The sequence below is a fragment of the Aeromonas sp. ASNIH4 genome (assembly GCF_002934425.1).
GTDB classification, from domain to species: domain Bacteria; phylum Pseudomonadota; class Gammaproteobacteria; order Enterobacterales; family Aeromonadaceae; genus Aeromonas; species Aeromonas hydrophila.
In genome coordinates this window covers 2,881,052-2,900,415 of the sequence record NZ_CP026217.1, presented here as the reverse complement: position 1 = coordinate 2,900,415, position 19,364 = coordinate 2,881,052, and the positions used below count along the sequence as shown (strand labels likewise).

The 19,364-nt window shown below is 62.5% G+C and carries 15 protein-coding genes and 2 pseudogenes; 6 read left to right on the top strand and 11 right to left on the bottom strand.

The window, feature by feature from the left end; genetic code table 11:
- Position 1: 1 nt before the first annotated feature.
- From C2U40_RS13310 to C2U40_RS13275, 8 genes are all read right to left on the bottom strand, one after another.
- Positions 2–1,330 carry an MFS transporter gene (locus C2U40_RS13310; RefSeq protein ID WP_103828318.1) on the bottom strand — a complete coding sequence of 443 codons (1,329 nt, stop codon included), beginning with the start codon at positions 1,328–1,330 and terminating at the stop codon, positions 2–4.
- 27 nt (positions 1,331–1,357) lie between these two features.
- The gene (gene uhpB, locus C2U40_RS13305; RefSeq protein WP_103828319.1) at positions 1,358–2,878 is read right to left on the bottom strand and encodes a signal transduction histidine-protein kinase/phosphatase UhpB; all 1,521 of its coding nucleotides are present in this window, start codon (positions 2,876–2,878) and stop codon (positions 1,358–1,360) included.
- Positions 2,875–3,465: a transcriptional regulator UhpA gene (uhpA, locus tag C2U40_RS13300; RefSeq protein WP_011706601.1), complete on the bottom strand. Its 591-nt coding sequence runs from the start codon at positions 3,463–3,465 to the stop codon at positions 2,875–2,877. The genes uhpB and uhpA overlap by 4 nt, the downstream gene beginning before the upstream one ends.
- A 189-nt stretch (positions 3,466–3,654) precedes the next feature.
- Positions 3,655–4,050, bottom strand: a complete 396-nt coding sequence (gene rnk, locus C2U40_RS13295) for a nucleoside diphosphate kinase regulator (RefSeq protein ID WP_011706600.1) — start codon at positions 4,048–4,050, stop codon at positions 3,655–3,657.
- A gap of 231 nt (positions 4,051–4,281) precedes the next feature.
- Positions 4,282–5,052 carry a substrate-binding periplasmic protein gene (locus C2U40_RS13290; RefSeq protein WP_181014868.1) on the bottom strand — a complete coding sequence of 257 codons (771 nt, stop codon included), beginning with the start codon at positions 5,050–5,052 and terminating at the stop codon, positions 4,282–4,284.
- 41 nt (positions 5,053–5,093) lie between these two features.
- Positions 5,094–5,774 carry a hypothetical protein gene (locus C2U40_RS13285; protein ID WP_103828321.1) on the bottom strand — a complete coding sequence of 227 codons (681 nt, stop codon included), beginning with the start codon at positions 5,772–5,774 and terminating at the stop codon, positions 5,094–5,096.
- Positions 5,775–5,826: 52 nt separating this feature from the next.
- Entirely contained in the window at positions 5,827–7,233 is a 1,407-nt protein-coding gene (locus tag C2U40_RS13280; RefSeq protein ID WP_103828322.1) for an alkaline phosphatase, read from the bottom strand.
- Positions 7,234–7,244: 11 nt separating this feature from the next.
- Positions 7,245–8,636: an alkaline phosphatase gene (locus C2U40_RS13275; protein WP_103828323.1), complete on the bottom strand. Its 1,392-nt coding sequence runs from the start codon at positions 8,634–8,636 to the stop codon at positions 7,245–7,247.
- A 332-nt stretch (positions 8,637–8,968) separates the two neighbouring features.
- Between C2U40_RS13275 and ylqF the strand changes: the two genes are divergently transcribed.
- Together ylqF and C2U40_RS13265 are read left to right on the top strand one after the other, a co-directional pair.
- Complete coding sequence (gene ylqF, locus C2U40_RS13270; protein ID WP_016351290.1) at positions 8,969–9,919, top strand: ribosome biogenesis GTPase YlqF; 951 nt, start codon at positions 8,969–8,971, stop codon at positions 9,917–9,919.
- Positions 9,920–10,299: 380 nt separating this feature from the next.
- A complete protein-coding gene (locus tag C2U40_RS13265; protein WP_103828324.1) occupies positions 10,300–11,448 on the top strand; it encodes an MFS transporter in 1,149 nt (382 codons plus the stop codon).
- A gap of 176 nt (positions 11,449–11,624) precedes the next feature.
- Here the strand turns inward: C2U40_RS13265 and C2U40_RS13260 are convergent, their stop codons facing one another.
- The 3 genes from C2U40_RS13260 to dinG form a co-directional block, all read right to left on the bottom strand.
- Positions 11,625–12,521, bottom strand: a complete 897-nt coding sequence (locus C2U40_RS13260) for a histone deacetylase family protein (protein WP_181014869.1) — start codon at positions 12,519–12,521, stop codon at positions 11,625–11,627.
- A gap of 84 nt (positions 12,522–12,605) precedes the next feature.
- A complete protein-coding gene (locus tag C2U40_RS13255; protein WP_103828326.1) occupies positions 12,606–13,265 on the bottom strand; it encodes a YccT family protein in 660 nt (219 codons plus the stop codon).
- 173 nt (positions 13,266–13,438) lie between these two features.
- Entirely contained in the window at positions 13,439–15,511 is a 2,073-nt protein-coding gene (dinG, locus tag C2U40_RS13250) for an ATP-dependent DNA helicase DinG (RefSeq protein ID WP_181014870.1), read from the bottom strand.
- Positions 15,512–15,892: 381 nt separating this feature from the next.
- On the opposite strand from dinG, the pseudogene C2U40_RS13245 reads away from it, so the two are divergent.
- The 4 genes and pseudogenes from C2U40_RS13245 to C2U40_RS13230 form a co-directional block, all read left to right on the top strand.
- Positions 15,893–16,450 (top strand): annotated as a pseudogene (locus C2U40_RS13245) (porin); the annotation flags it as partial.
- A gap of 70 nt (positions 16,451–16,520) precedes the next feature.
- Positions 16,521–17,608, top strand: a protein-coding gene (locus C2U40_RS13240) for an IS3-like element ISKpn10 family transposase (protein ID WP_099368947.1) whose coding sequence is annotated in 2 segments (ribosomal slippage) — positions 16,521–16,773 and positions 16,773–17,608 — 1,089 coding nt in all. Because the reading frame shifts where the segments join, the coding sequence is not laid out codon by codon here.
- Positions 17,609–17,646: 38 nt separating this feature from the next.
- A pseudogene (omp38, locus tag C2U40_RS13235) lies at positions 17,647–18,144 on the top strand (porin Omp38); the annotation flags it as partial.
- Positions 18,145–18,374: 230 nt separating this feature from the next.
- Complete coding sequence (locus C2U40_RS13230) at positions 18,375–19,316, top strand: hypothetical protein (RefSeq protein ID WP_181014792.1); 942 nt, start codon at positions 18,375–18,377, stop codon at positions 19,314–19,316.
- Positions 19,317–19,364: the final 48 nt, after the last annotated feature.

The window sequence follows — 19,364 nt, the reverse complement described above, 5'->3', positions numbered from 1 at the left end:
GTCAATCGGCGTCGCGGGGGCGCGGCGCCTGCGCCTTGAGGAAGGGCAGTAGCAGCAGGGCGGAGACGCCGGCGGCTACCGAGATCACCACGAAGAAGCCCTGCCAGTGCCAGGTCTCCAGCACCCTCGCCAGCGGATAGCCAGAGAGCGCCGCCCCCATGTAGGCAAACAACCCGACGAAGCCGGTGGCGGCACCCGCCGAATTCTTGTGGGAGCACTCGGCCGCCGCCATGCCGATCAGCATCTGGGGGCCGAACACGAAGAAGCCGATGGTGAAGAAACAGGCCGCCTGCATCACATAGCTGAAGAAGGGCATCAGCCAGAGCGATCCCACCGCCAGCAATATTCCCACCGCAAAGATGAGGTTCATCGGCCCGCGGTTGCCGTTGAACAGCTTGTCCGATCCCCAGCCCGCCACCAGGGCACCGATAAAACCGCCCACCTCGAACATGGAGATGGCCGAGTTGGCGCTCATCAGATTGAAGCCGCGCTGCTCGGTCATGTAGAGATTGCCCCAGTCATTGATGGCGGTGCGCACCACGTAGACCAGCACGTAGCAGCAGGCCAGCAGCCAGATATAGGGGTTGCCGAGCACGTATTTGCGCAGGATCTGGCGATGGGAGAGGCCGGCATCCTGAGTCTGCTGGGCCAGCTCCATGGCATCGTTGCGCCACTCGCCCACCGTGGGCAGCCCCATGGCGGCCGGGGTATCGCGCAGCCGCCAGCAGAGGAACAACCCAGCAAGGATGGCGATAAGGCCGGGCACTATCATGCCGTAGCGCCAGCCGTGCTGCAGGGCGAGGGTGCTGACGATGAGGGGAATGAGCGCGCCGCCCACGTTGTGGGCCGTGTTCCAGGCCGACCACCAGAAGCCGCGCTCGCTGCGCGAGTACCAGCTGGTGAGCAGCTTGGAGCAGGGGGGCCAGCCCCATCCCTGGAAGAAGGCGTTGGCCACCCAGAGGGCGGCGAACAGCCACAGCGACGACGAGAGCCCGAACAGTATGTTGATGACCCCGGTCGCCATCAGCCCAAGGCCCATGAAGTAGCGCGGGTTGGCGCGGTCGCTGATGATGCCGGAGAAGAACTTGGAGCAGCCGTAGGTGATGTAGAACAGGGTCCACAGCATGCCGATGTCGGCCTTGTTCAGCATGCCGCTGGCCAGCATGTCCGGCATGGCGAAGTTGAAGCTCTTGCGGGTGAAGTAGAACACCGCGTAGCCCAGATACATGGTCAGCAGGATGTGCAGCCGCCAGTGGCGATAACAGGCGTCGATCTCGGCCTGATCGCGGATGAGGGGCTGGGGCGGTGCGCTTCTCATGAAGCTGAGCATCAGGCGGTTCTCCCCTGCGGCTGGGTGTTACTCATGACTCTCCTCCCGTTTGCGGCCGGGCAGGGTCACGGTCAGCTGGGTGCCGTGCACGCAGGAGAGCTGCAATGCGCCTCCCAGCGCCTGCACCCGCTCGCGGATGCCGAGCAGGCCGTAGCCCTGGGGCGTGCGGTGTTCGGGCAGGCCGCAGCCATCGTCTTCCAGCAGCAGGGTCAGTCGCTCGCCCTGGCGGTGGGCCCGGATGGTGACCGAGCTGGCATTGGCGTGTTTCACCACGTTGTTGAGCCCCTCCTGACAGACCCGAAACAGGGTGACCCGCTGGGCATCGGAGAGGCCGGCGTCCGCCAGATGCCACTCGAGCCGGGTGACGATGCCGCGGCGCTCCAGCTCCAGCTCCCGCAGCAGGCCGCGTACCGCCTGCTCCAGACTCATGTCGTCGAGCTGGCGGGGGCGCAGCCGGCCGAGCAGGCCGCGCACCGCGTCGTAGATGCCCAGCGACAGCGTCTCGATGAGGGCGCTGCTCTGGCCGACCCCGGCATTGTCCGGGGCGAGCCGGCGCACGATGCCGGCCTGGGTGCGGATGGCGGTGATGGTCTGGCCGATGTCGTCGTGCAGCTCGCGCGCCACCTCCTTGCGGATGCTCTCTTCGGTCTCCAGCAGCCGCTCGGTGAGCTGGCGATTGTGGGCGAGCTGGCGGGTCAGCGCCTGGTTGAGCTCGCGCTGGCGCTGGATGCCGGCGCCGAGCAGCAGGCCGGTGAGGCTCTGGGCCAGCAGGGAGAGCAGCAGGTCGAGCGGATGATCGTGCCAGGCCTGGCCGGCCATCAGCGCCACCGTGTTCATCAGGGTGGCGAGCAGGGCCCCCTGCCAGCCGTAGCGCCAGGCCATGGCCATGATGGGGATGGCCAGGCAAAACGGGGTGAAGCGCACCAGCGAGTCCGGCAGGCCGAGCTGCAGCCAGAGGCTCAACACGAACAGCAGCAGATACCAGACCAGATGGCGAAAGCGCCAGTCCACCGGTTGATCCACCAGGGTCGGGCCGAGCGGCACCCAGGTGGCGCGTGTGAGGTAGTGCCAGATCAGCATGCAGGTGGAGGTCAGCGTCAGCCCGCCGGTGAGGGTGAGCAACAGCGCGGTGAGGCCATCCTCGCCAGCCAGATGCCAGAGTAGGGATTGCAGCCCCGCTGCCACCGTGACGGTGGCCAGCAGCACCAGCAGCTGTTGCCAGTCGTTGCGCACCGGTTGGCGGCGGGCGATGAGCAGCGGCAGCAGGGTGAGCAGGCTGCCCGCCTGAATGAGCGGCCACAGTGGCAGCCCCACCTCCTGGTTGAGCCAGTAGAGCAGCAGGGATTCGCACAGCAGCAGCGGCGGCCAGTAGGAGATAGGGCTTTGCAGCAGCAGCCCCAGACGCAGGCCGAAGGGGAACAGTAGGGCCGCCAGCATGGGCGAGCCCGCCAAGTGCAGGCCGATGCTCCACAGGCAAAACCAGCCGGCGGCAAAGATGAAGCAAGCCGCCAGCGAGATGGCGACATAGCTGGCAAGACGGGGGATCACCAGCTGTCCAGCATGCGGTGGGCCAGCTCCACGTTGTTGCTGACCTTGAGTTTGTCCATCAGGTTGGCGCGGTGCACGTGCACCGTCTTGGGAGAGAGACCGAGCTGCTCGGCGATGGCCTTCACCTCCAGGCCCCGCGCCAGCAGCTGGGCCACCTCCCGCTCCCGGTTGGTGAGCGGATCCTGGCTGTTGCAGGCCAGCTTGTGGGCGATGTCCGGGGTGAGGTAGCAGCCGCCGTGGGCGGCGGTACGCACCGCGGCGATCAGCTCGTCCGGGCTGCAGCGCTTGGAGAGGAACCCCTTGGCGCCGGCCTGCAACGCCTGTTCGATCAACGCCGGGCTGTCGTGCACCGACAGCATCACCACGGCGAGGCCGGAAGGGAGGCGCTTGAGCAGATCCAGCCCGGACTGGTCCGGCATGGAGATGTCGCACACGCACAGTTGCACGCCGCTGCCGGGCAATCCCGCCAGCGCCTCGGCGGCGGAGCCGAATTCGGCCACCACCCGCAGGTCGGGTTCGAGATTGAGCAGTTGGGCAAAGCCGGAGCGGACGATCTGGTGATCGTCGATGAGGGCAATCTTTATCATGATGTCAGCCTGAAATCTGCGGCCAGGGTGCTGGCGCGGCCAACAAGATACCTGCCGCCTCGTCCGGGCTCAAGAGAAAGCAGGGCAGGTGAGCGGGATCGGTGGCGCTTCTGTGGCAAAGCTTGATCGGGATCAGGGGTGGGCACGTGCACAGGCCTGCGGCAGCGGCTTGGCACGTACCCGGGAGGATTAGCGATGCAGCTCGCCGGCACGCTCCGGCTGATAGACCACTTCCAGGATCTCCACCTCGATGGTGCGACCGGCCGGGCCGGGCCAGGCGATGCTGTCGCCTACCTTCAGGCCGAGCAGGGCGCTGCCGACCGGGGCCAGCACGGAGATCTTCGACTCGTCACCCTGCACGTCCTTGGGGTAGACCAGGGTCAGGCAGAACTCGTTGCCGCTGCTCGGCATCTTGAAGCGCACCGTGCTGTTCATGGTGACCACGTCCGGCGGCATGTCGGCCGGCTCGCGCATCTCGGCGCGATCCAGCTCCTCCTGCAGGGCCAGGTGCTGGGGATGGTTGCCGAGCAGTTGCTCGATGCGGTCGAGATCCAGGCTGGAGATCACGAGATGAGGCTGTTTCATAAGATATTCCTTATCAATGGGTTAAAGGACCAGGATGACGGGCAAGCTGGTCGAAAAAGAGTGTGCGATACGAAAAAACAGATCGGGAATGCGATGCCCCCGAACGACTCGCTGTCGGAGGCGAGGGCGGGGGCTCAACGGGGTGTGAGCTGGCTTGATAAAATAATGAGCGCTTTCATGGGGATACCATAACCATTCTGGACTGCTTTGGCAATTATCCTGACAAGCTTGTCAGGGGGCCTGGTAATCGTACTGCTTGATGATGCGCGCCAGGCTGCCATCGTCGCGCATGGTGGCGATGATCTTGCGCCAGCGGGTTGCCTCGGCGGCCGGGAAACGGGGGCTGGCGGCCAGATAGAGCGAAGCCCGCTGCAGGGTGTCGCCGCGCACCAGATCCGCCAGCGGCAGGCCGGCCTGCTGCTGGTTGTAGCGGGCGCTGTTCCAGGCCACCGCCCAGCCCTGGATACGGCCCAGCGCCAGCTTGCTGGCGTTGTGGATCTCCTCGGCCACCAGCGCCTGTTTCACTTGCGGGTAGGGCTGCAGCAGGCTCTGGCCATAGGAGCCGCGCATCACGCCGACCGTGAGGCCGGGCAGCTCTTTGCTGGTGATGGGGACCGGATGGTAGTGGCGATGGCTGACCAGCACGAAGGCCTCGTCCAGCAGCGGTGCAATCCACAGAAACTGCGGCTCGCGCTGGGGGCTGCGCACCGGCGGCACCAGCAGCACGTCCTGGCGGTGGCGAGTCTGGCTGAGGGCGCGGGCCAGCGGCATCAGCTCGATGGTCAGCGGCTCCTTCAGGCGGCGGGCCGCCTCCTCCAGCACCTCGATGGCCATGCCACTCGGGGCGCCCTGATAGGAGCGAATGACATAGGGGGGGATCTCGGCGGCGATGACCACCACGGCCTTGGCCTGGGCGGCGGGGAAGAGCAGGGTGCAAAGCAGCAAGAGCAGGGAAGTACGCATGGCAGGCCGGATCCGGGATGAGTACACAGAGTGTAACATCCCGTCAGCACAAATCAGCTCACCCCATTCGGGGCGTCCCGTCAGTCGAAGAAGTCCCGCAGATCCAGGGTCTGGTAGCCTTCCAGCTGCTGCCAGGGCAGGCTCTTTGGCAGGGGCTTGAGGGTCACCTCCATCCGGTAGCTGCGATAACCGTCGAGGCTCGCCGACTCCACCACCAGCGGCAACTGCCAGCGGCTCGACCAGAGGATGCGGGTGCGCTGCCTGCCCTCGCGTTTTTCATACCAGCGCGCCTGTTCGGGGGCCGCCTCATCGAGGGGGGTCATCTCCTGCAACAGGGCCGGGTTGATGAGATGGCGGATCCGCGGCCAGTCGGGTTTGAAAGCCACCTGACCGTACTCCTCCTCCGGCACCTCCACCAGCTGGTTGTGCCAGTTGTCGGCGTAGCGCAGTTGCAGCATCCCCTGCTGGTCGCGGGTCACCCAGCGTGCCGCCATCTGATGGGTAAAGTGCTTGTGGCCCGGGGTGGCATCGTGGGTGGCGTGATAAGCGCGGGCAAGGGGCAGCGGGATGAGCCGCTGGCTCCACACCTGATCGCCAACCCGCAGCCACTTCTCCTGCCACTGGCTCTCCTTGCTGATGCCATCGCTGCTGGTGACCCTGTCCTGATAGCGGATGCGGGCGGCCAGATCGGGGATTTCATCGGCCAGGAGGGGAAAAGAGAGGCTGCTGGCGAGCAGCCACAACGGAAGTAACAGTCGCATATGGGTGATCGCTCGAACGAGCAGGGCCCGGCACCCTGCCGGGCCCTGCCGTTTACAGGCCGAGCGCCTCCTTCAGCTTGCCGAACACCCGGGTGTTATCCAGTGTCCCCTTGAAGCGAGTGCTGCCAGCTCCGTCGGCAAACAGCATGACATCGCCGCCGCCGTGGGTCTCGGAGCCCAGCTTGACCCCGGTCTCCTGCAGGTAGTCGTCCGCCATCACCTGATCGCTGGTGAGGGTGGGGCGCAAGTCGGGGCGGTTGGGGCCGTTACCGAACACCAGGGTGGTGAACGGCTTGCCATCCACGTCGTTCTGGGTCGAGCCATCGCCATTTTTCACCAGATCCAGCACCTTGTTGCCCTTGGCGGCGTAGCCGTTGATGGTCATGGTGTGGTCATGGTCGGCGGTGACCACGATCAGGGTATCTTTCAGATCCACCTTGCCGAGCGCCGTCTTGACCGCGTCGTCCAGCGCCACTGCGTCGGTGAGCGAGCGCTTGGCATTGGTGCCGTGCAGGGCGTGATCGATCCGGCCCCCTTCCACCATCAGGAAGTAGCCCTGACTGTTCTGGCTCAGCAGATCGATCGCCTTGGCGGTCATCTCGGAGAGCGAGGGCTGGGTATTGGCTGTTCCCTTGGCGACCCGATCCAGCTCGTAGTCGAGGTGGGATTTGGCGCTGAACAGGCCGATGAGCTTGCCGCTATCGACCTTGGCTAGATCGTTTCGAGTGGTGACGTAGCGATAGCCCTGAGCGGTCAGCTCGGCGGTGAGATCCCGCCCGTCGGCGCGGCCGCCCTTGTTGCTGGTGCTGTTGTAGGGCGTCCAGTGGTTGGCGCCGCCCCCCATCAGCACATCGACCCCGTTCCCCAGCGCCTGGTTGAAGCCGGCGCCGCCCGGTACCGCCTGCGCGGCGATGGCGTAGGCGGCATCCCGATGGCAGATGTGGGAGTAGGTGGCCGCCGGGGTGGCATGGGTTAGCTCGGTGGTGGTGACGGCCCCCACCGACTTGCCCGCGGCCTTGGCCAGCTCGAGAATGGTGGGCACCGGCTTGCCGTTGTCGCTGGCGCAGTTGTTGACGCCCTTGTTGCCGTTGGCGTCCTTGCCGGGGGCGACGGCCCTGGTGTCGCTGCTCATGGCGATCACCTCGTTGTTCATCTTGACCCCGGTGGTGTAGGCCGCCATGGAGGGGGCCGAGTCGGTGGTCTGGGCATCGTTGGAGAAGGTCTTGATGCGGGCGCTGCGGGCCAGCTTCATCATCTCCAGATTGCCCTCTTCCCCCACCTTGTAGAGGCGGGTGGCAGTGAGCACGGTGGGGCCCATGCCGTCGCCGATGAACAGGATGACGTTCTTGGCATCGGCGGCCTGTGCTTGGGTCGCGCCGCCGAGGGCGGCCAGCAGGGCCGTGCTGACCAGGGTTTGATGCAGGTTCTGCTTCATGGATTGGTTGATGGCTCTTTTCATGGGAATGCTCCTTACAGCCCGGCCGCAGCCTTGACCTTGCCGAACACGGCGGTGTTGTCGAGTGAGCCGTGGAAGCTGTCCGCTCCCCGGCCGATGGCGCCGAGGAAGACGTCGGTGCCGCCGTGGGTCTCGTTGCCGATTTCACCCACCTTGACCACCACCTCCTGGTGATAGTCGTTGGCGGAGACGGTGGCGTCATCCAGCGGTGCCACGCTGCTGCGCGGCCCGTCCACCCGGTTGTAGCCGTTGCCAAAGCCGATGATGGTGTAGGGCATGCCGTCGGCATCCTTGCTCGGCTCGCCGGTTTCGTAGTTCTTCACCAGTCCGAGCACGCCCGGGTTGTCGGCGGTGGTCTTGCCGGTGCGCTTGGCATAACCATTCAGGACTAGCGTGTGGTCATGGTCGGCGGTGACCACGATCAGGGTGTTTTTCAGCTCGGGATCGGTTTTCTTCACTTCGTCGAGGGTCGCCTTGATGGCGTTGTCGAAGGCGAGGGTGTCCTGCAGGGCACGCTTGGCGTTGGTGTCGTGCAGGGCGTGGTCGATGCGGCCCCCTTCCACCATCAGGAAGTAGCCCTGTTTCTGGTCTTTGAGCTGCTTGATGGCAGCCAGGGTCATCTGGGCCAGGGAAGGCTCGCTGGCGGGCCGGTCCAGGTCATATTTCATGTGGCTTGAGCCAAACAGCCCCAGCAGCGGCTTGCCCGCCTCGGTCTTGTTCAACTCGTCCAGATTGCCGGCAAACTGGTAGCCTTTGGCCTGCATTTCGCTAATAAGGTTGCGGCCATCCTCGCGCTTGCCCTTGTCTGCCTTGGGCAGGAAGAAGCTGCTGCCACCGCCGAGCACCACGTCCACCCCCTCTTTGAGGGCGCTGTTGTAACCCACGCCGCCGGGCACCAGCTGGGCGGCGATGTCGGCTTCCAGATCCCGGTTGCAGAGGTGGGCATAGGTGGCGGCCGGGGTGGCGTGAGTGACCCGGGTGGTGGTGACCACGCCGGTACCGCGGCCGGCGGCCTTGGCCAGCTCCAGCAAGGTGGTGACCGGCTTGCCGGCGCTCTTGCTGCAGTTGCTCTCCTGGGTGGCGTCGCTGTCCATGCTGATGACGCCGTTGTTGCTCTTGACCCCGGTCATGTAGGCGGACATGGAGGGGGCCGAGTCGGTCACCTGGGCGTCGTGGGAGAAGGTCTTGATGAAGGCCGTCTCCGGCAGGGTATCGATGGTGAGGCTGCCCTCTTCACCGACGCCGTAGATGCGGGCGGCGGTCAGGGTATTGAGACCCATGCCGTCGCCGAGGAAGAAGATCACGTTCTTGGCGCCGGGGGCGGGTGCACTGCTGTCGTTGTTGGAGTTGCAGCCGGCGGCCAGGGCGGCGCCGATCATCAATGCAAGTCCTGCCATCTTTCTCATTGGGGTTCGCTCCTTGTAAAACCTGAGCGCAGCCTAGAGGTCGCAGATGACACTTTTAGTGAAACGGGATGACAATCCGATGAAGGTGTTACGTGAATGTTATGTTGTATCAATAGCTTATATTAGTGCAGCCGGAGCACGGGACGCCGGTGGGCGAGGGGGCCGGATGGGGGAGAATCTGGCCGGATTGCGGGCTGGCGGCTAGAATGGCCTGTCAAATCAGGGCGTGTGCAGGTAAAATGCGCCCCCTTGCGACGCCCTGCGTCCGCCACCGCTCGCCGCTCGCGCCACCGCCAGCCAGCGCCCGCAGTCCCTAGATGAGAGTAACGGATATGTCCATCAACTGGTTCCCCGGCCACATGCACAAGGCCCGCAAAGAGATTGCCGAGGTCATGCCCCAGGTCGATGTCATCATCGAGATGCTCGACGCCCGCATCCCCTTCTCCAGCGAAAACCCGCTGGTGCCCGAGCTGCGCGGCGATACTCCGGTGATCAAGGTGCTCAACAAGGCGGATCTTGCCGACCCCGAGATCACCGAGCTGTGGGTGGCCCACATGGAGCAGGAGAAGGGGATCAAGGCATTGCCCCTGACCCAGCAGGAGCCGGAGAAGATCAAGCAGCTGCTGACCCTCTGCCACGAGATGCTGCCGGAGCGCAATCTGGAGCTGCGCGGCGTGCGCGCCATGATCATGGGCATTCCCAACGTGGGCAAATCCACCCTGATCAACACCCTGGCCGGGCGCATCATCGCCCGCACCGGCAACGAGGCGGGGGTGACCAAGTCCCAGCAACGGATCAAGCTCGACAACAACGTCATCCTGACCGATACCCCGGGTTTCTTGTGGCCCAAGCTCAATCCGCCCTCCTGTGGCTACCGCTTGGCGATCACCGCCGCCATCAAGGACACGGTATTTGACTACGCCGACATCGCCATGTTTGCCGCCGATTACTTCATCAAGGCCTACCCGGAGCGGATCCAGGCGCGCTATCAGCTGAGCGAGCTGCCGGAAACCGAGATCGAGCTGCTGGAGCTCATCGCCCGCCAGCGCGGCTTCATGCGCAAGGGCGGCCTGGCCGATCTGCACAAGGCCTCCGAGATCCTGGTCAACGAGTTCCGCTCAGGCCTGTTGGGTCGCATCTCGCTGGAGACCCCGGCGATGGTGAGCGTCGAGATTGTGGAAGCCGAGGCCGAGGCCGAACAGAAGGCCAAGGAGAAGGCGGAGCGGGAAGAGGAGCGTCAGGCGCGGGCACGTCGCAAGTACGCCAAGAAGCGTCAGCGCTAACCGGCGTTATGCCTGGTTCTCACGAAGAGGCGACCCTGGGGTCGCCTCTTTGTTGTTGGGCTGATTGAGCATCAGTGACGGGGCGGCTTGGCCACTGCGGTCGCGTACTCTTGTGTGCCGCTGCCCGCCGCCCGCCATCATGTTCATGGCGCCGCGCAAGGTCGATGGGGATGATCGACCGGTCATGCCCTCATCAAGACCGCCAAACTACCCGTTAATCAAGGGGATGAGCCGGGCTGCCGAGCAAGCGCTGAGCGGTGCCAAATGAGGTTTTACTGCCGGCGTGAAAAAACATCCCCTGCGCCAATTAACGCCGATTGACAATGGCATTGGCGGTGGCATGATGCGCTCGCATTTTGACTCTTCTCACGGTATTACCCATGACCACCTACACCCGGCCAGTGCTGTTGTTGCTCTGCGGCCTGCTGCTGCTCACGCTGGCCATCGCGGTGTTGAACACCCTGGTGCCGCTCTGGCTGGCCCATGACAATCTGCCGACCTGGCAGGTGGGCATGGTCAGCTCCTCCTATTTCAGCGGCAACCTGCTGGGCACCCTGCTGGCGGGGGCGCTGATCAAACGCTACGGGTTCAACCGCAGCTACTACCTGGCCTCCGCCCTCTTTGCCATTGGTTGTGTCGGGCTCGGCATTACCCTCGGTTTCTGGAGCTGGCTCGGCTGGCGGTTCCTCGCCGGCATCGGCTGCGCCATGATCTGGGTGGTGGTGGAGAGCGCGCTGATGTGCAGCGGCAACGCGCGCAATCGAGGGCGGCTGCTGGCCGCCTACATGATGGTCTACTACCTGGGGACCGTGCTTGGGCAACTGCTGGTCAGCAAGCTGCCGACCGGCCTGATGGAGGTACTGCCTTGGGCGACCGGGCTGATATTGGCAGCTATCTTGCCGCTGTTGTTCACCCGCATCGTCAGTGAACGCAATGAGCAGCAAGGGAGCACCCGGGTCTGGCCTATGCTGCGGCTGCGGCAGGCGCGGCTCGGGGTCGATGGCTGCATCATCTCCGGCATGGTATTGGGGTCGCTGTACGGCCTGATGCCGCTTTATCTGAACCACCGCGGGGTGAGCGATGCCGGCATTGGCTACTGGATGGCGGTGATGGTGAGCGCGGGCATCCTGGGGCAGTGGCCGGTGGGCCGTCTGGCGGATAGATTTGGCCGCTTGCCGGTGCTGCGGGTACAGGTGCTGGTGGTGATCCTGGGGTGCGGGGCCATGCTCAGCGGTGTGGCGATGGGCCCGGCGCTGTTTGTGCTGGGCGCCGCCGGTTTCACCCTCTACCCGGTGGCCATGGCATGGGCCTGCGAGAAGGTCGAGCACCATCAGCTGGTGGCGATGAATCAGGCGCTGCTGCTGAGCTACACCATCGGCAGCCTGCTGGGCCCGGCCTGTACCGCGCTGTTGATGCAGCACTACTCGGACAATCAGCTGTTCATCGTGATCGCCGGCGTGTCGTGCGTGTATCTGCTGATGTTGCTGCGCAAGCTGGGTGGACACCCGACGCCGGTGGCCCACGCCTGAACGGGGCGGCAGGATCCCAGCCTCGCTCCCGGCAAGGGGGCAAGATGGAGCTAGGGTGCCCGATAGCAATAGGGTACCCGGTATAAAGAAGAGGCGGCCCCAGGGCCGCCTTGTTGTTTGCAATGGTTGCCAGTTAGAGCTTCATGGAGACGAGAGATTGACGAAGAGATAAACGGTTAGCCGTAGCGCTTTTTCGCCTCTTCAAACAAGGACATATGCAGCGGGATCAACTGCTGCCAGTCGCGCCGGTAGCCGCCGCCCGGCACGGCGGCGATGGGCAGGCCGTGCCGCAGTGCGCAGTCAAAGACCATGGCATCGCGCTGGCGCACCCCTTCATCGCTCAAGGCGAGATAGCCAAGCTCGTCGTCCTTATGCACATCGACCCCGGCCTGATAGAGGATGAGGTCGGGGGCATAGAGCCGCAGCGCCAGGTTGAGCGCCTCTGCCAGCGTGGTGAGATAGGCATCGTCCGCCATGCCGCTTGGCAGGGGAAAATCCATGTGGGAGGCGGGCTTGTAGCGGGGGAAGTTGTGCTCCCCGTGCAGGGAGAGGGTGATGATGTCGCGCCGCCCCTGGCACAGTGCTGCGCTGCCATCCCCCTGGTGTACATCGAGATCGACGATCAGTACCTGCTCGCAGCGCCCTTCGTCCAGGCACATCTGGGCGGCGATCACCAGATCGTTGAAGAGGCAAAAGCCGCTGCCAACGTCCCGGTGGGCGTGGTGATAGCCGCCGGAAATCTGCAGGCCGCAACCCTGCTCCAGGGCGTGGCGGCTGGCGGCCCGGGTGGCCCCCACCGAGCGCAGGGTGCGCTCCATCAACAGGGGGGACCAGGGGAAACCAAGCTGGCGAATGGCGCCTGCATCAAGGGTGCCGGTGAGGGTGGCCTCCACATAGGCGGCATCGTGCACCCGTTTGATCTGCTCAGGGGTGGCGGGGGCGGCTTCTGCCAGCGGATAGCCGAGGCTGCCGAGCCGCTCGAACAGCGCCTGGTACTTGGCCAGCGGGAAGCGATGGCGCGCTGGCAGGGTCAGGGCGGAGTAGAGGGGGTGATAGAAGATGCGCAGTGACATGACGGCAGGGCCTTCGTGGAGAGGCAGATATGAAAAAGGGGAGCCAGGCTCCCCTTGTCGCACGAAACAAGTGCTCGCGCGCCATTACTGCTGCTGGATCACCCAGATCTGGAAGGCTTTGCGAGTCTCCGCATCGGCCTTGTTGTACCAGTTTTGCAGCTGGGTCAGGGCTTCCGGGTTGCTTTGAGCCTTGCTCGGGGCCACTTGCACCGGGGCGCTGTTGGCAGCCATGACGGCGGCGGTGGAGATGGCAACAGTTTTGGGCTGATTGAAGGCTTTGCCCATGTTGATCAGTTCTTGCTGATAGTCACGGGTCAGCTGGAAGCCTTCGACTTTCGGCAGCACGAACTGCTCGCTGGCAACGACCTGGTTGCTGCTCTTGTCTTTCAGCGCGACTTTCTGCTCTTTGACGAACAACTTGGCTTCGGTTTCGTTGCGCGGCTTCTTGTAGTCCAGCACCAGGCTCTGGTTGTCGGCGGCGGTGAAGTTGATCACCAGTGGCTCTGCAGTCACCAGCTTGATGTCGCTGCGGCTGGAGTAGTTGCCTTCAAAGGCGACGACCAGCTGGTGCTTGCCGGCCTTGAGGGGAAAGGTGTTGGTCTTGTCGAGCAGCTTGGGATTGATGGATTGGCCATCGATCAGCTGTACGACGTAGGGGTTGGTCACTTCCAATTGGGCATCGGCCAGGGCACTACCTGCCCACAACAGACCAGCCAGGGCCGGCACCAGAACAGTCAGTTTCATTTCATCTCCTTGAACAGTCGGCGAGTGCCCACTGAAAAACAGGGGCTCATTTTTACAGGTTTGCCCAAGGGCAGCAATAGGCGTTTATGGCGCCTGGGTTGCCTCTCGGCCCCGATGTTTAAAGCGAACGCGAGCCACGGTACGGGTGCTGACCGAGCCAATGGGCCCTTGTCTTACTCAATCCGACGGCTGAAGGGGGGCAGCGCGTCGAGCAGCCCCTTGCCATAACGCTTGGTCAATAGACGTCGGTCGAGGATGGTGACCCGGCCCCTGTCCGCCTCTTTGCGGATGAGACGGCCACAGGCCTGAATGAGCTTGCGAGAGGCCTCCGGCACCGTCAGCTGCAGGAAGGGGTTGCCGCCCCGCTTCTCGACCCACTCGGCGGTGGCCTCTTCCACCGGCGAGTTGGGCACCGCAAATGGCAGCTTGGTGATCACCAGGTTGGTGAGGTAGTGGCCGGGCAGATCCAGCCCTTCCGAGAAGCTGCCGGTACCGAACAGGATGCTGGCCTGGCCGCCATCGCATTTTTGCTTGTGCAGGGTGAGCAGGGCATTGCGGGAGGCTTCGCCCTGCACCAGCAGGGAGAGCCCCTTGGCCCGCAGCCCCACCGCCACCTCGTTCATCTGTCGGTAAGAGGAGAACAGCACCAGGCTCGCCTCCTTGCCTGCCAGCAGGCGGGGCAAGGTGCTGATGAGCTCCTGGGTGAAGGCGGGTGCGCTGGGCTCGTGCTCCATTTTGGGCAGATAGAGCTCGGCCTTCTGATAATCGAAGGGGGAGCGCAGCCGCAGATAGCGGGTGCCGTCGTGCTCTTTGAGCCCCACCTGATGGCGAAAATAGCTGAACGAGGAGAGGGCTGTCAGGGTTGCCGACACCAGCACGGCGCCAAGACACCTGGACCAGAGCCACTCTTCCAGCAGATAGCCGACCTCGATGGGAGAGGCATGCAGCCAGATGTCGCCGTCATCGCTCTTGACCATCCAGCGGGCCAACGGTGTCTTGCCCTCGGGCACATGGCGCCCCAACATCTCCCACAGGGCACAAAAACCCTCCAGCCGCTGCAGATAGAAGCCGCTCTCCGCCAGCAGGGGTTCGGCCTCCTTGCGGCGGATCTCGCCATCCTTCAACGCCTCGCCAATGGCGCCCTGCATTCTGTCCAGCGCCCGCAGCGCCTTCTTGCTCGCCTCCTTGAGGTTCTCCGCCAGCATCGGCAGAGGGTCTGGCAAGACGCCATCGGCGAAGCGACAGTGTTTTTCCTCATTGAACAGCCGGTCGTTGGCGGCGAGCCACTGCTCCAGCGCCTTCAGATCCGGCTGCAGGGAGGCCAGCGCATCCTGCAGCTTGAGCTGGGGATCGAGCAGGCTCTCCTTGTTGAGGGTTCTGGCCAGCTTGCCGGCACCCTGCGCCAGCTTCTCCAGCCAGCGGCGCGAACCCTTGACGCTGGCCGAGGCGGCGCCGTGATCGCGGGCGATGGTGGGCAGGTGGTGGGCCTCATCCAGCACATAGATACACTCGTCCGGCGGCGGCAATATGATGCCGCCCCCCATGGTGAGGTCGGAGAGCAGCAGGGCATGGTTGACCACCAGCACATCGGCTGCATCCATGTCGTTGCGGGCGCGGTGGAAGGGGCAGTGCTGATGATGACTGAGCGCCTTGTTGCAGGTGTGGCGGTCGGCGGCGATGCGATCCCAGCAGAGATCGGGGATGGGCTTGGGCCAGTTGTCCCGATCGCCATCCCATTTACCGTCCGTGTAGGCCTGCCACAGCGCCTGATAGCAACTCTTGTCGGATTCTGATGGCTTGTGCTTGCTGAGACTGCCGAAGTCGAACTCGAAGTTGGCCATCTCGCTGCCGCTTGCGGCCTGTTCCAGCAGGTGCTCGCAGCAGTAGCGCTGGCGTCCCTTGATCAGCATGAAGCGAAACGGCAACTCGCTGTGGCGGTGGTAGAAGGGGAGGTCCTTGTGGATCAGCTGTTCCTGCAGCGCCACGGTGGCGGTGGAGATCACCAGCTTCTTCTGGGTGAGCCGTGCCACCGGGATGGCCCCCTGGGCATAGGAGAGAGACTTGCCGATGCCGGTACCGGCTTCGGCCACCAGGATGCGACGCTGTTTGTCATATTCCCCGGTCAGTGTCTTGGCTATCTCGGCCACCAGAAAATTCTGCTCCTTGCGCGGCACAAAACCGGGTAAGCCATCGGCAATTTGTCGATAGGTATTGCGAATGGTGGTTTTGAGACGGGTAGACAGCATGAAAAAAATGACCATTGCACAGGGTGAAGGGGAACAGGATACCTGCAACTGGCAACCCGGGTCGAGGCATGTGGCAACGCACAGATCCGACCTCCTCTTCTTTATATAGGGCGTGGCACCGCTATTGTGTGATAAATCACCAATCTGACCGAATAATACCAGCGGTTATCACTGTAAACGTTTTCCCATGACGTGCAAACAATGTGGGATTCAGGTCACAATTTTTCCGCTATGACTATGCTTTTCGTAAAAAGTTCCAAGTTTTTTCATTGCGGATTGGAAAACCCGGTGCTAGTCTCGGCGCCATATTGATGCAAAGTACATCGCTAACACAGGGAATAACAACGACTTAGTGTTTAATTACAGTAGGCATTGGAAACTATGAAAAAGACAATTCTGGCTATTGCTATCCCGGCTCTGTTCGCATCTGCCGCTAACGCTGCAGTGATCTATGACAAAGACGGTACCACTTTTGACGTATACGGCCGTGTACAGGCTAACTACTACGGTGACAGTAATAACCCCAACCCTCTCACTCAGGCTGATACACATGGTGATGCAGAACTGATCGGTACCTCCCGTCTGGGCTGGTCCGGCAAAGTTGCGCTGAACAACACTTGGTCCGCAATCGCCAAGACTGAGTGGCAAGTAGCTGCCGAAAACTCTGACGACACCAAATTCAAATCTCGTCACATCTATGCTGGTTTTGATGGCACCCAGTACGGTAAGATCATTTTCGGTCAGACCGATACCGCGTTCTACGATGTGCTGGAACCGACCGATATCTTCAACGAATGGGGTAGCTACGGTAACTTCTATGACGGCCGTCAAGAAGGCCAGATCATCTACTCCAACACCTTCGGTGGCTTCAAGGGCAAACTGTCCTATCAGACCAATGACAATGAAGCAGTCAAAGTGTCTGATGTCGGTGGTAACTCGGTAATCCCCCCGAAAAACCAGGGTGCTCATAAGTAGAATTTTCCCGTACCTTGAACGCAGGAGGTTCTACATGAAAACATCACGCTTTAGCGATACCCAGATCATCGCCATCCTCAAACAAGCTGAGGCTGGAGCTCCCGTCCCGGAGCTCTGCCGCGAGCATGGCATAAGCACGACCACCTTCTACAAGTGGCGTTCCAAATTCGGGGGGATGGATGCCTCCCTCATGGCTCGACTCAAGGAGCTGGAGGACGAAAACCGCCGCCTCAAGAAGATGTACGCCGAGGAGCGCCTCAAGGCAGAGATCATCACCGAGGCCATGGCAAAAAAGTGGTAACGCCATCTGCCCGCCGGGAGATGGCGACCAAAGCCGTGACTCACTACGCCATATCCATCCGTCTGGCTTGCCGGATCTTCAAGGTCAGTGAAAGCTGCTATCGCTATCAGCCCGTGCTGGTCGATGAAAACCAGGAAATTGCCGATTGGCTGCTACGTATCACGGCCAGCCAGCGCAACTGGGGCTTCGGGTTATGCTTTTTGTACCTGCGCAACGTCCAAGGCTTTGGCTGGAATCACAAACGGGTATACCGGATCTATCGGGCGCTGGAGCTCAATCTGCGGATAAAACCCAGGAAACGGTTGGTTCGGGCTAAGCCAGAGCCGTTGGCGGTTCCCGACCAGCCTAATCAGTGCTGGTCGATGGACTTTATGCATGACCAGCTCAGCGATGGCCGCTCGGTGCGGCTGTTTAATGTGATCGATGACTTCAATCGTGAAGCGCTGTGCATCGAGGTGGATTTCTCCTTACCCGCCTCACGAGTCAAACGGGCGCTGGAGCAGGTGATCACGTGGCGAGGTAAGCCCGCCATTATCCGATGTGACAATGGCCCGGAATACATCAGCGAAGAGCTCAAGCGATGGGCGAAACAGGAGGGGATAACCCTGGGCTATATCCAGCCAGGAAATCCGCAGCAGAATGCCTACATCGAACGGTTTAACCGCACGGTGCGCTACGACTGGCTGGGCCATTACCTGTTTGAGTCACTGAATGAACTACAGGAGTTTGCCACGAACTGGCTGTGGGTTTATAACCATGAGCGGCCCAATATGGCGCTGGGTGGCTACACGCCGAAACAGCGTCTGGCACAGGCCGCATGACCTCTACTTTTGAATGCCCCTAAAAATGGGGGGATTACCACTCCTTCACTACCGAATTCCCTGGCATCAAGCGTAACTACGGGTACGCCGCTGCCGCTGGTTATGACTTCGACTTTGGTCTGGGCCTGAATGCCGGTTATGCATACTCCGATTTGGAAAGTACCACTAATACCAACACTGGTAAGAAGTCCGAGTGGGCTCTGGGTGCACACTACGCCATCAACGGCTTCTACTTCGCCGGTGTCTACACTGACGGTGATCTGAAGAACGACACCACAGGTTATAAGGGTGAAGGTCGTGGCTACGAGCTGGCGGCTTCCTATAACGTTGATGCCTGGACCTTCCTGGCCGGTTACAACTTCAAGGAAGGTAAAGACAACACCGCGGGTTCTTCCTACGAAGACATGGTTGACGAAACCCTGCTGGGCGTACAGTACGCTTTCACTTCCAAGCTGAAAGCTTACACCGAGTACAAAATCCAGGGTATCGACAAGATGGACGACGAGTGGACCGTTGCCCTGCAATACAACTTCTAATCCAGCCTCTGCGCTGATTTAGTTGATGAACGGCCAAGCTTGCTTGGCCGTTTTGTTTTATCTGTTTTCCACTTGATTATTTCTGTTCCCCTCTGTTGATCATCCTCTCCTTCTCCTGTTTGGCTTGCGCCAGTTCACGTTGTCTCTTTTCTGTACTTGGCTCCCGGTCAGCGAATCGCTAGATTATTCAGCTCGTTGCAGTATGTTCGGCAGACAGGGAAGGATGACGCTTGATTGACTTTAGTCACCCGCAGTGGCGGGAGCTGGCCCGCCAGCTGCTGGACAACCCCACCTCGGTGGTCCGCGCCCGTCAGTGGCAACCCCTGCTGGGTCTGCTCAAGGACAACCAGCTGCTGCTGGCGCTGGGCAACCACCACTATGAGCTGACACCTGCCGGCCGCCGCTACCTGACTCGTGAACTGACGCTGGCCGAGATCGCCACGGCACCACCGACCCCGGAGGAGTGGCTGCATGGGCAGGGGTGGCAGCTGGCGGAGCAGGTCAACGAGCGGGTGCTCGCCGCGCTCTATCGCAAGAGCGAGGTGAGCTTTTCCCCCAACGAGCAGATCGATTTTGAAGACAAGGGGATCCGGCTCTGCGCCGATCAGCTGCTGCGTCTGCGCGCCCCCCAGCCGTTCAGCCTCTTTTTCAGCGGCGGCACCCTGCTCGATGCCGCCCCCTGGTTGCAGGCGCTCGGCGAGGTGGCGCTGCCCGAGCGCAACCTGGCCGGCCTTGGCAAGATCCTGTGGGGGGAGGGGGAGCTGCTACGGGTGATCACCACCGACAGCGTCGGTGCCTTTGCCGAGCTGATGCTGCCGGTGGGGACACTGCTGGTCTGGGCTCCCGCCCCGGCGCAGCAGGCGCTGCAGCAAGTGATCGCCGCTCTGCCGCCCCAGGTGCAGTGGAGCCATCTTACCTCTCTCGATCCGAGCGGGGTGGATCGGGTGCTGACCCTGGCCCAGCGTCTGGGCCGTCCGGCCAGCTGGTGGCTACCTACCTCACTGGCTCCCATCATGGCGGCCTATGCCCTGCCGCTGACCGATTCCCGTCCCTGGGAGCCGAGCCGGATCCCCAAGTCATTGTTAGCAGTTTGTAGCGGTTTGGTTGAGTCCAATGGTGGCTTGTCTGCCGAGGTGTGCGCGTTGGCGCCGCAGTGGCATGCCATCTGTTGAGATTGCCGCAGATCCGGCCGAAAAAGCGGTTTGCCCCCACTCTGCACG

Bases quoted from the DNA above. Each gene is read 5' to 3' on its own strand.
- C2U40_RS13310 (WP_103828318.1), bottom strand. From the start codon at position 1,330: ATGCTCAGCTTCATGAGAAGCGCACCGCCCCAGCCCCTCATCCGCGAT.
- uhpA (WP_011706601.1), bottom strand. From the start codon at position 3,465: ATGATAAAGATTGCCCTCATCGACGATCACCAGATCGTCCGCTCCGGC.
- rnk (WP_011706600.1), bottom strand. From the start codon at position 4,050: ATGAAACAGCCTCATCTCGTGATCTCCAGCCTGGATCTCGACCGCATC.
- C2U40_RS13290 (WP_181014868.1), bottom strand. From the start codon at position 5,052: ATGTTACACTCTGTGTACTCATCCCGGATCCGGCCTGCCATGCGTACT.
- C2U40_RS13285 (WP_103828321.1), bottom strand. From the start codon at position 5,774: ATGCGACTGTTACTTCCGTTGTGGCTGCTCGCCAGCAGCCTCTCTTTT.
- C2U40_RS13280 (WP_103828322.1), bottom strand. From the start codon at position 7,233: ATGAAAAGAGCCATCAACCAATCCATGAAGCAGAACCTGCATCAAACC.
- C2U40_RS13275 (WP_103828323.1), bottom strand. From the start codon at position 8,636: ATGAGAAAGATGGCAGGACTTGCATTGATGATCGGCGCCGCCCTGGCC.
- ylqF (WP_016351290.1), top strand. From the start codon at position 8,969: ATGTCCATCAACTGGTTCCCCGGCCACATGCACAAGGCCCGCAAAGAG.
- C2U40_RS13265 (WP_103828324.1), top strand. From the start codon at position 10,300: ATGACCACCTACACCCGGCCAGTGCTGTTGTTGCTCTGCGGCCTGCTG.
- C2U40_RS13260 (WP_181014869.1), bottom strand. From the start codon at position 12,521: ATGTCACTGCGCATCTTCTATCACCCCCTCTACTCCGCCCTGACCCTG.
- C2U40_RS13255 (WP_103828326.1), bottom strand. From the start codon at position 13,265: ATGAAACTGACTGTTCTGGTGCCGGCCCTGGCTGGTCTGTTGTGGGCA.
- dinG (WP_181014870.1), bottom strand. From the start codon at position 15,511: ATGCTGTCTACCCGTCTCAAAACCACCATTCGCAATACCTATCGACAA.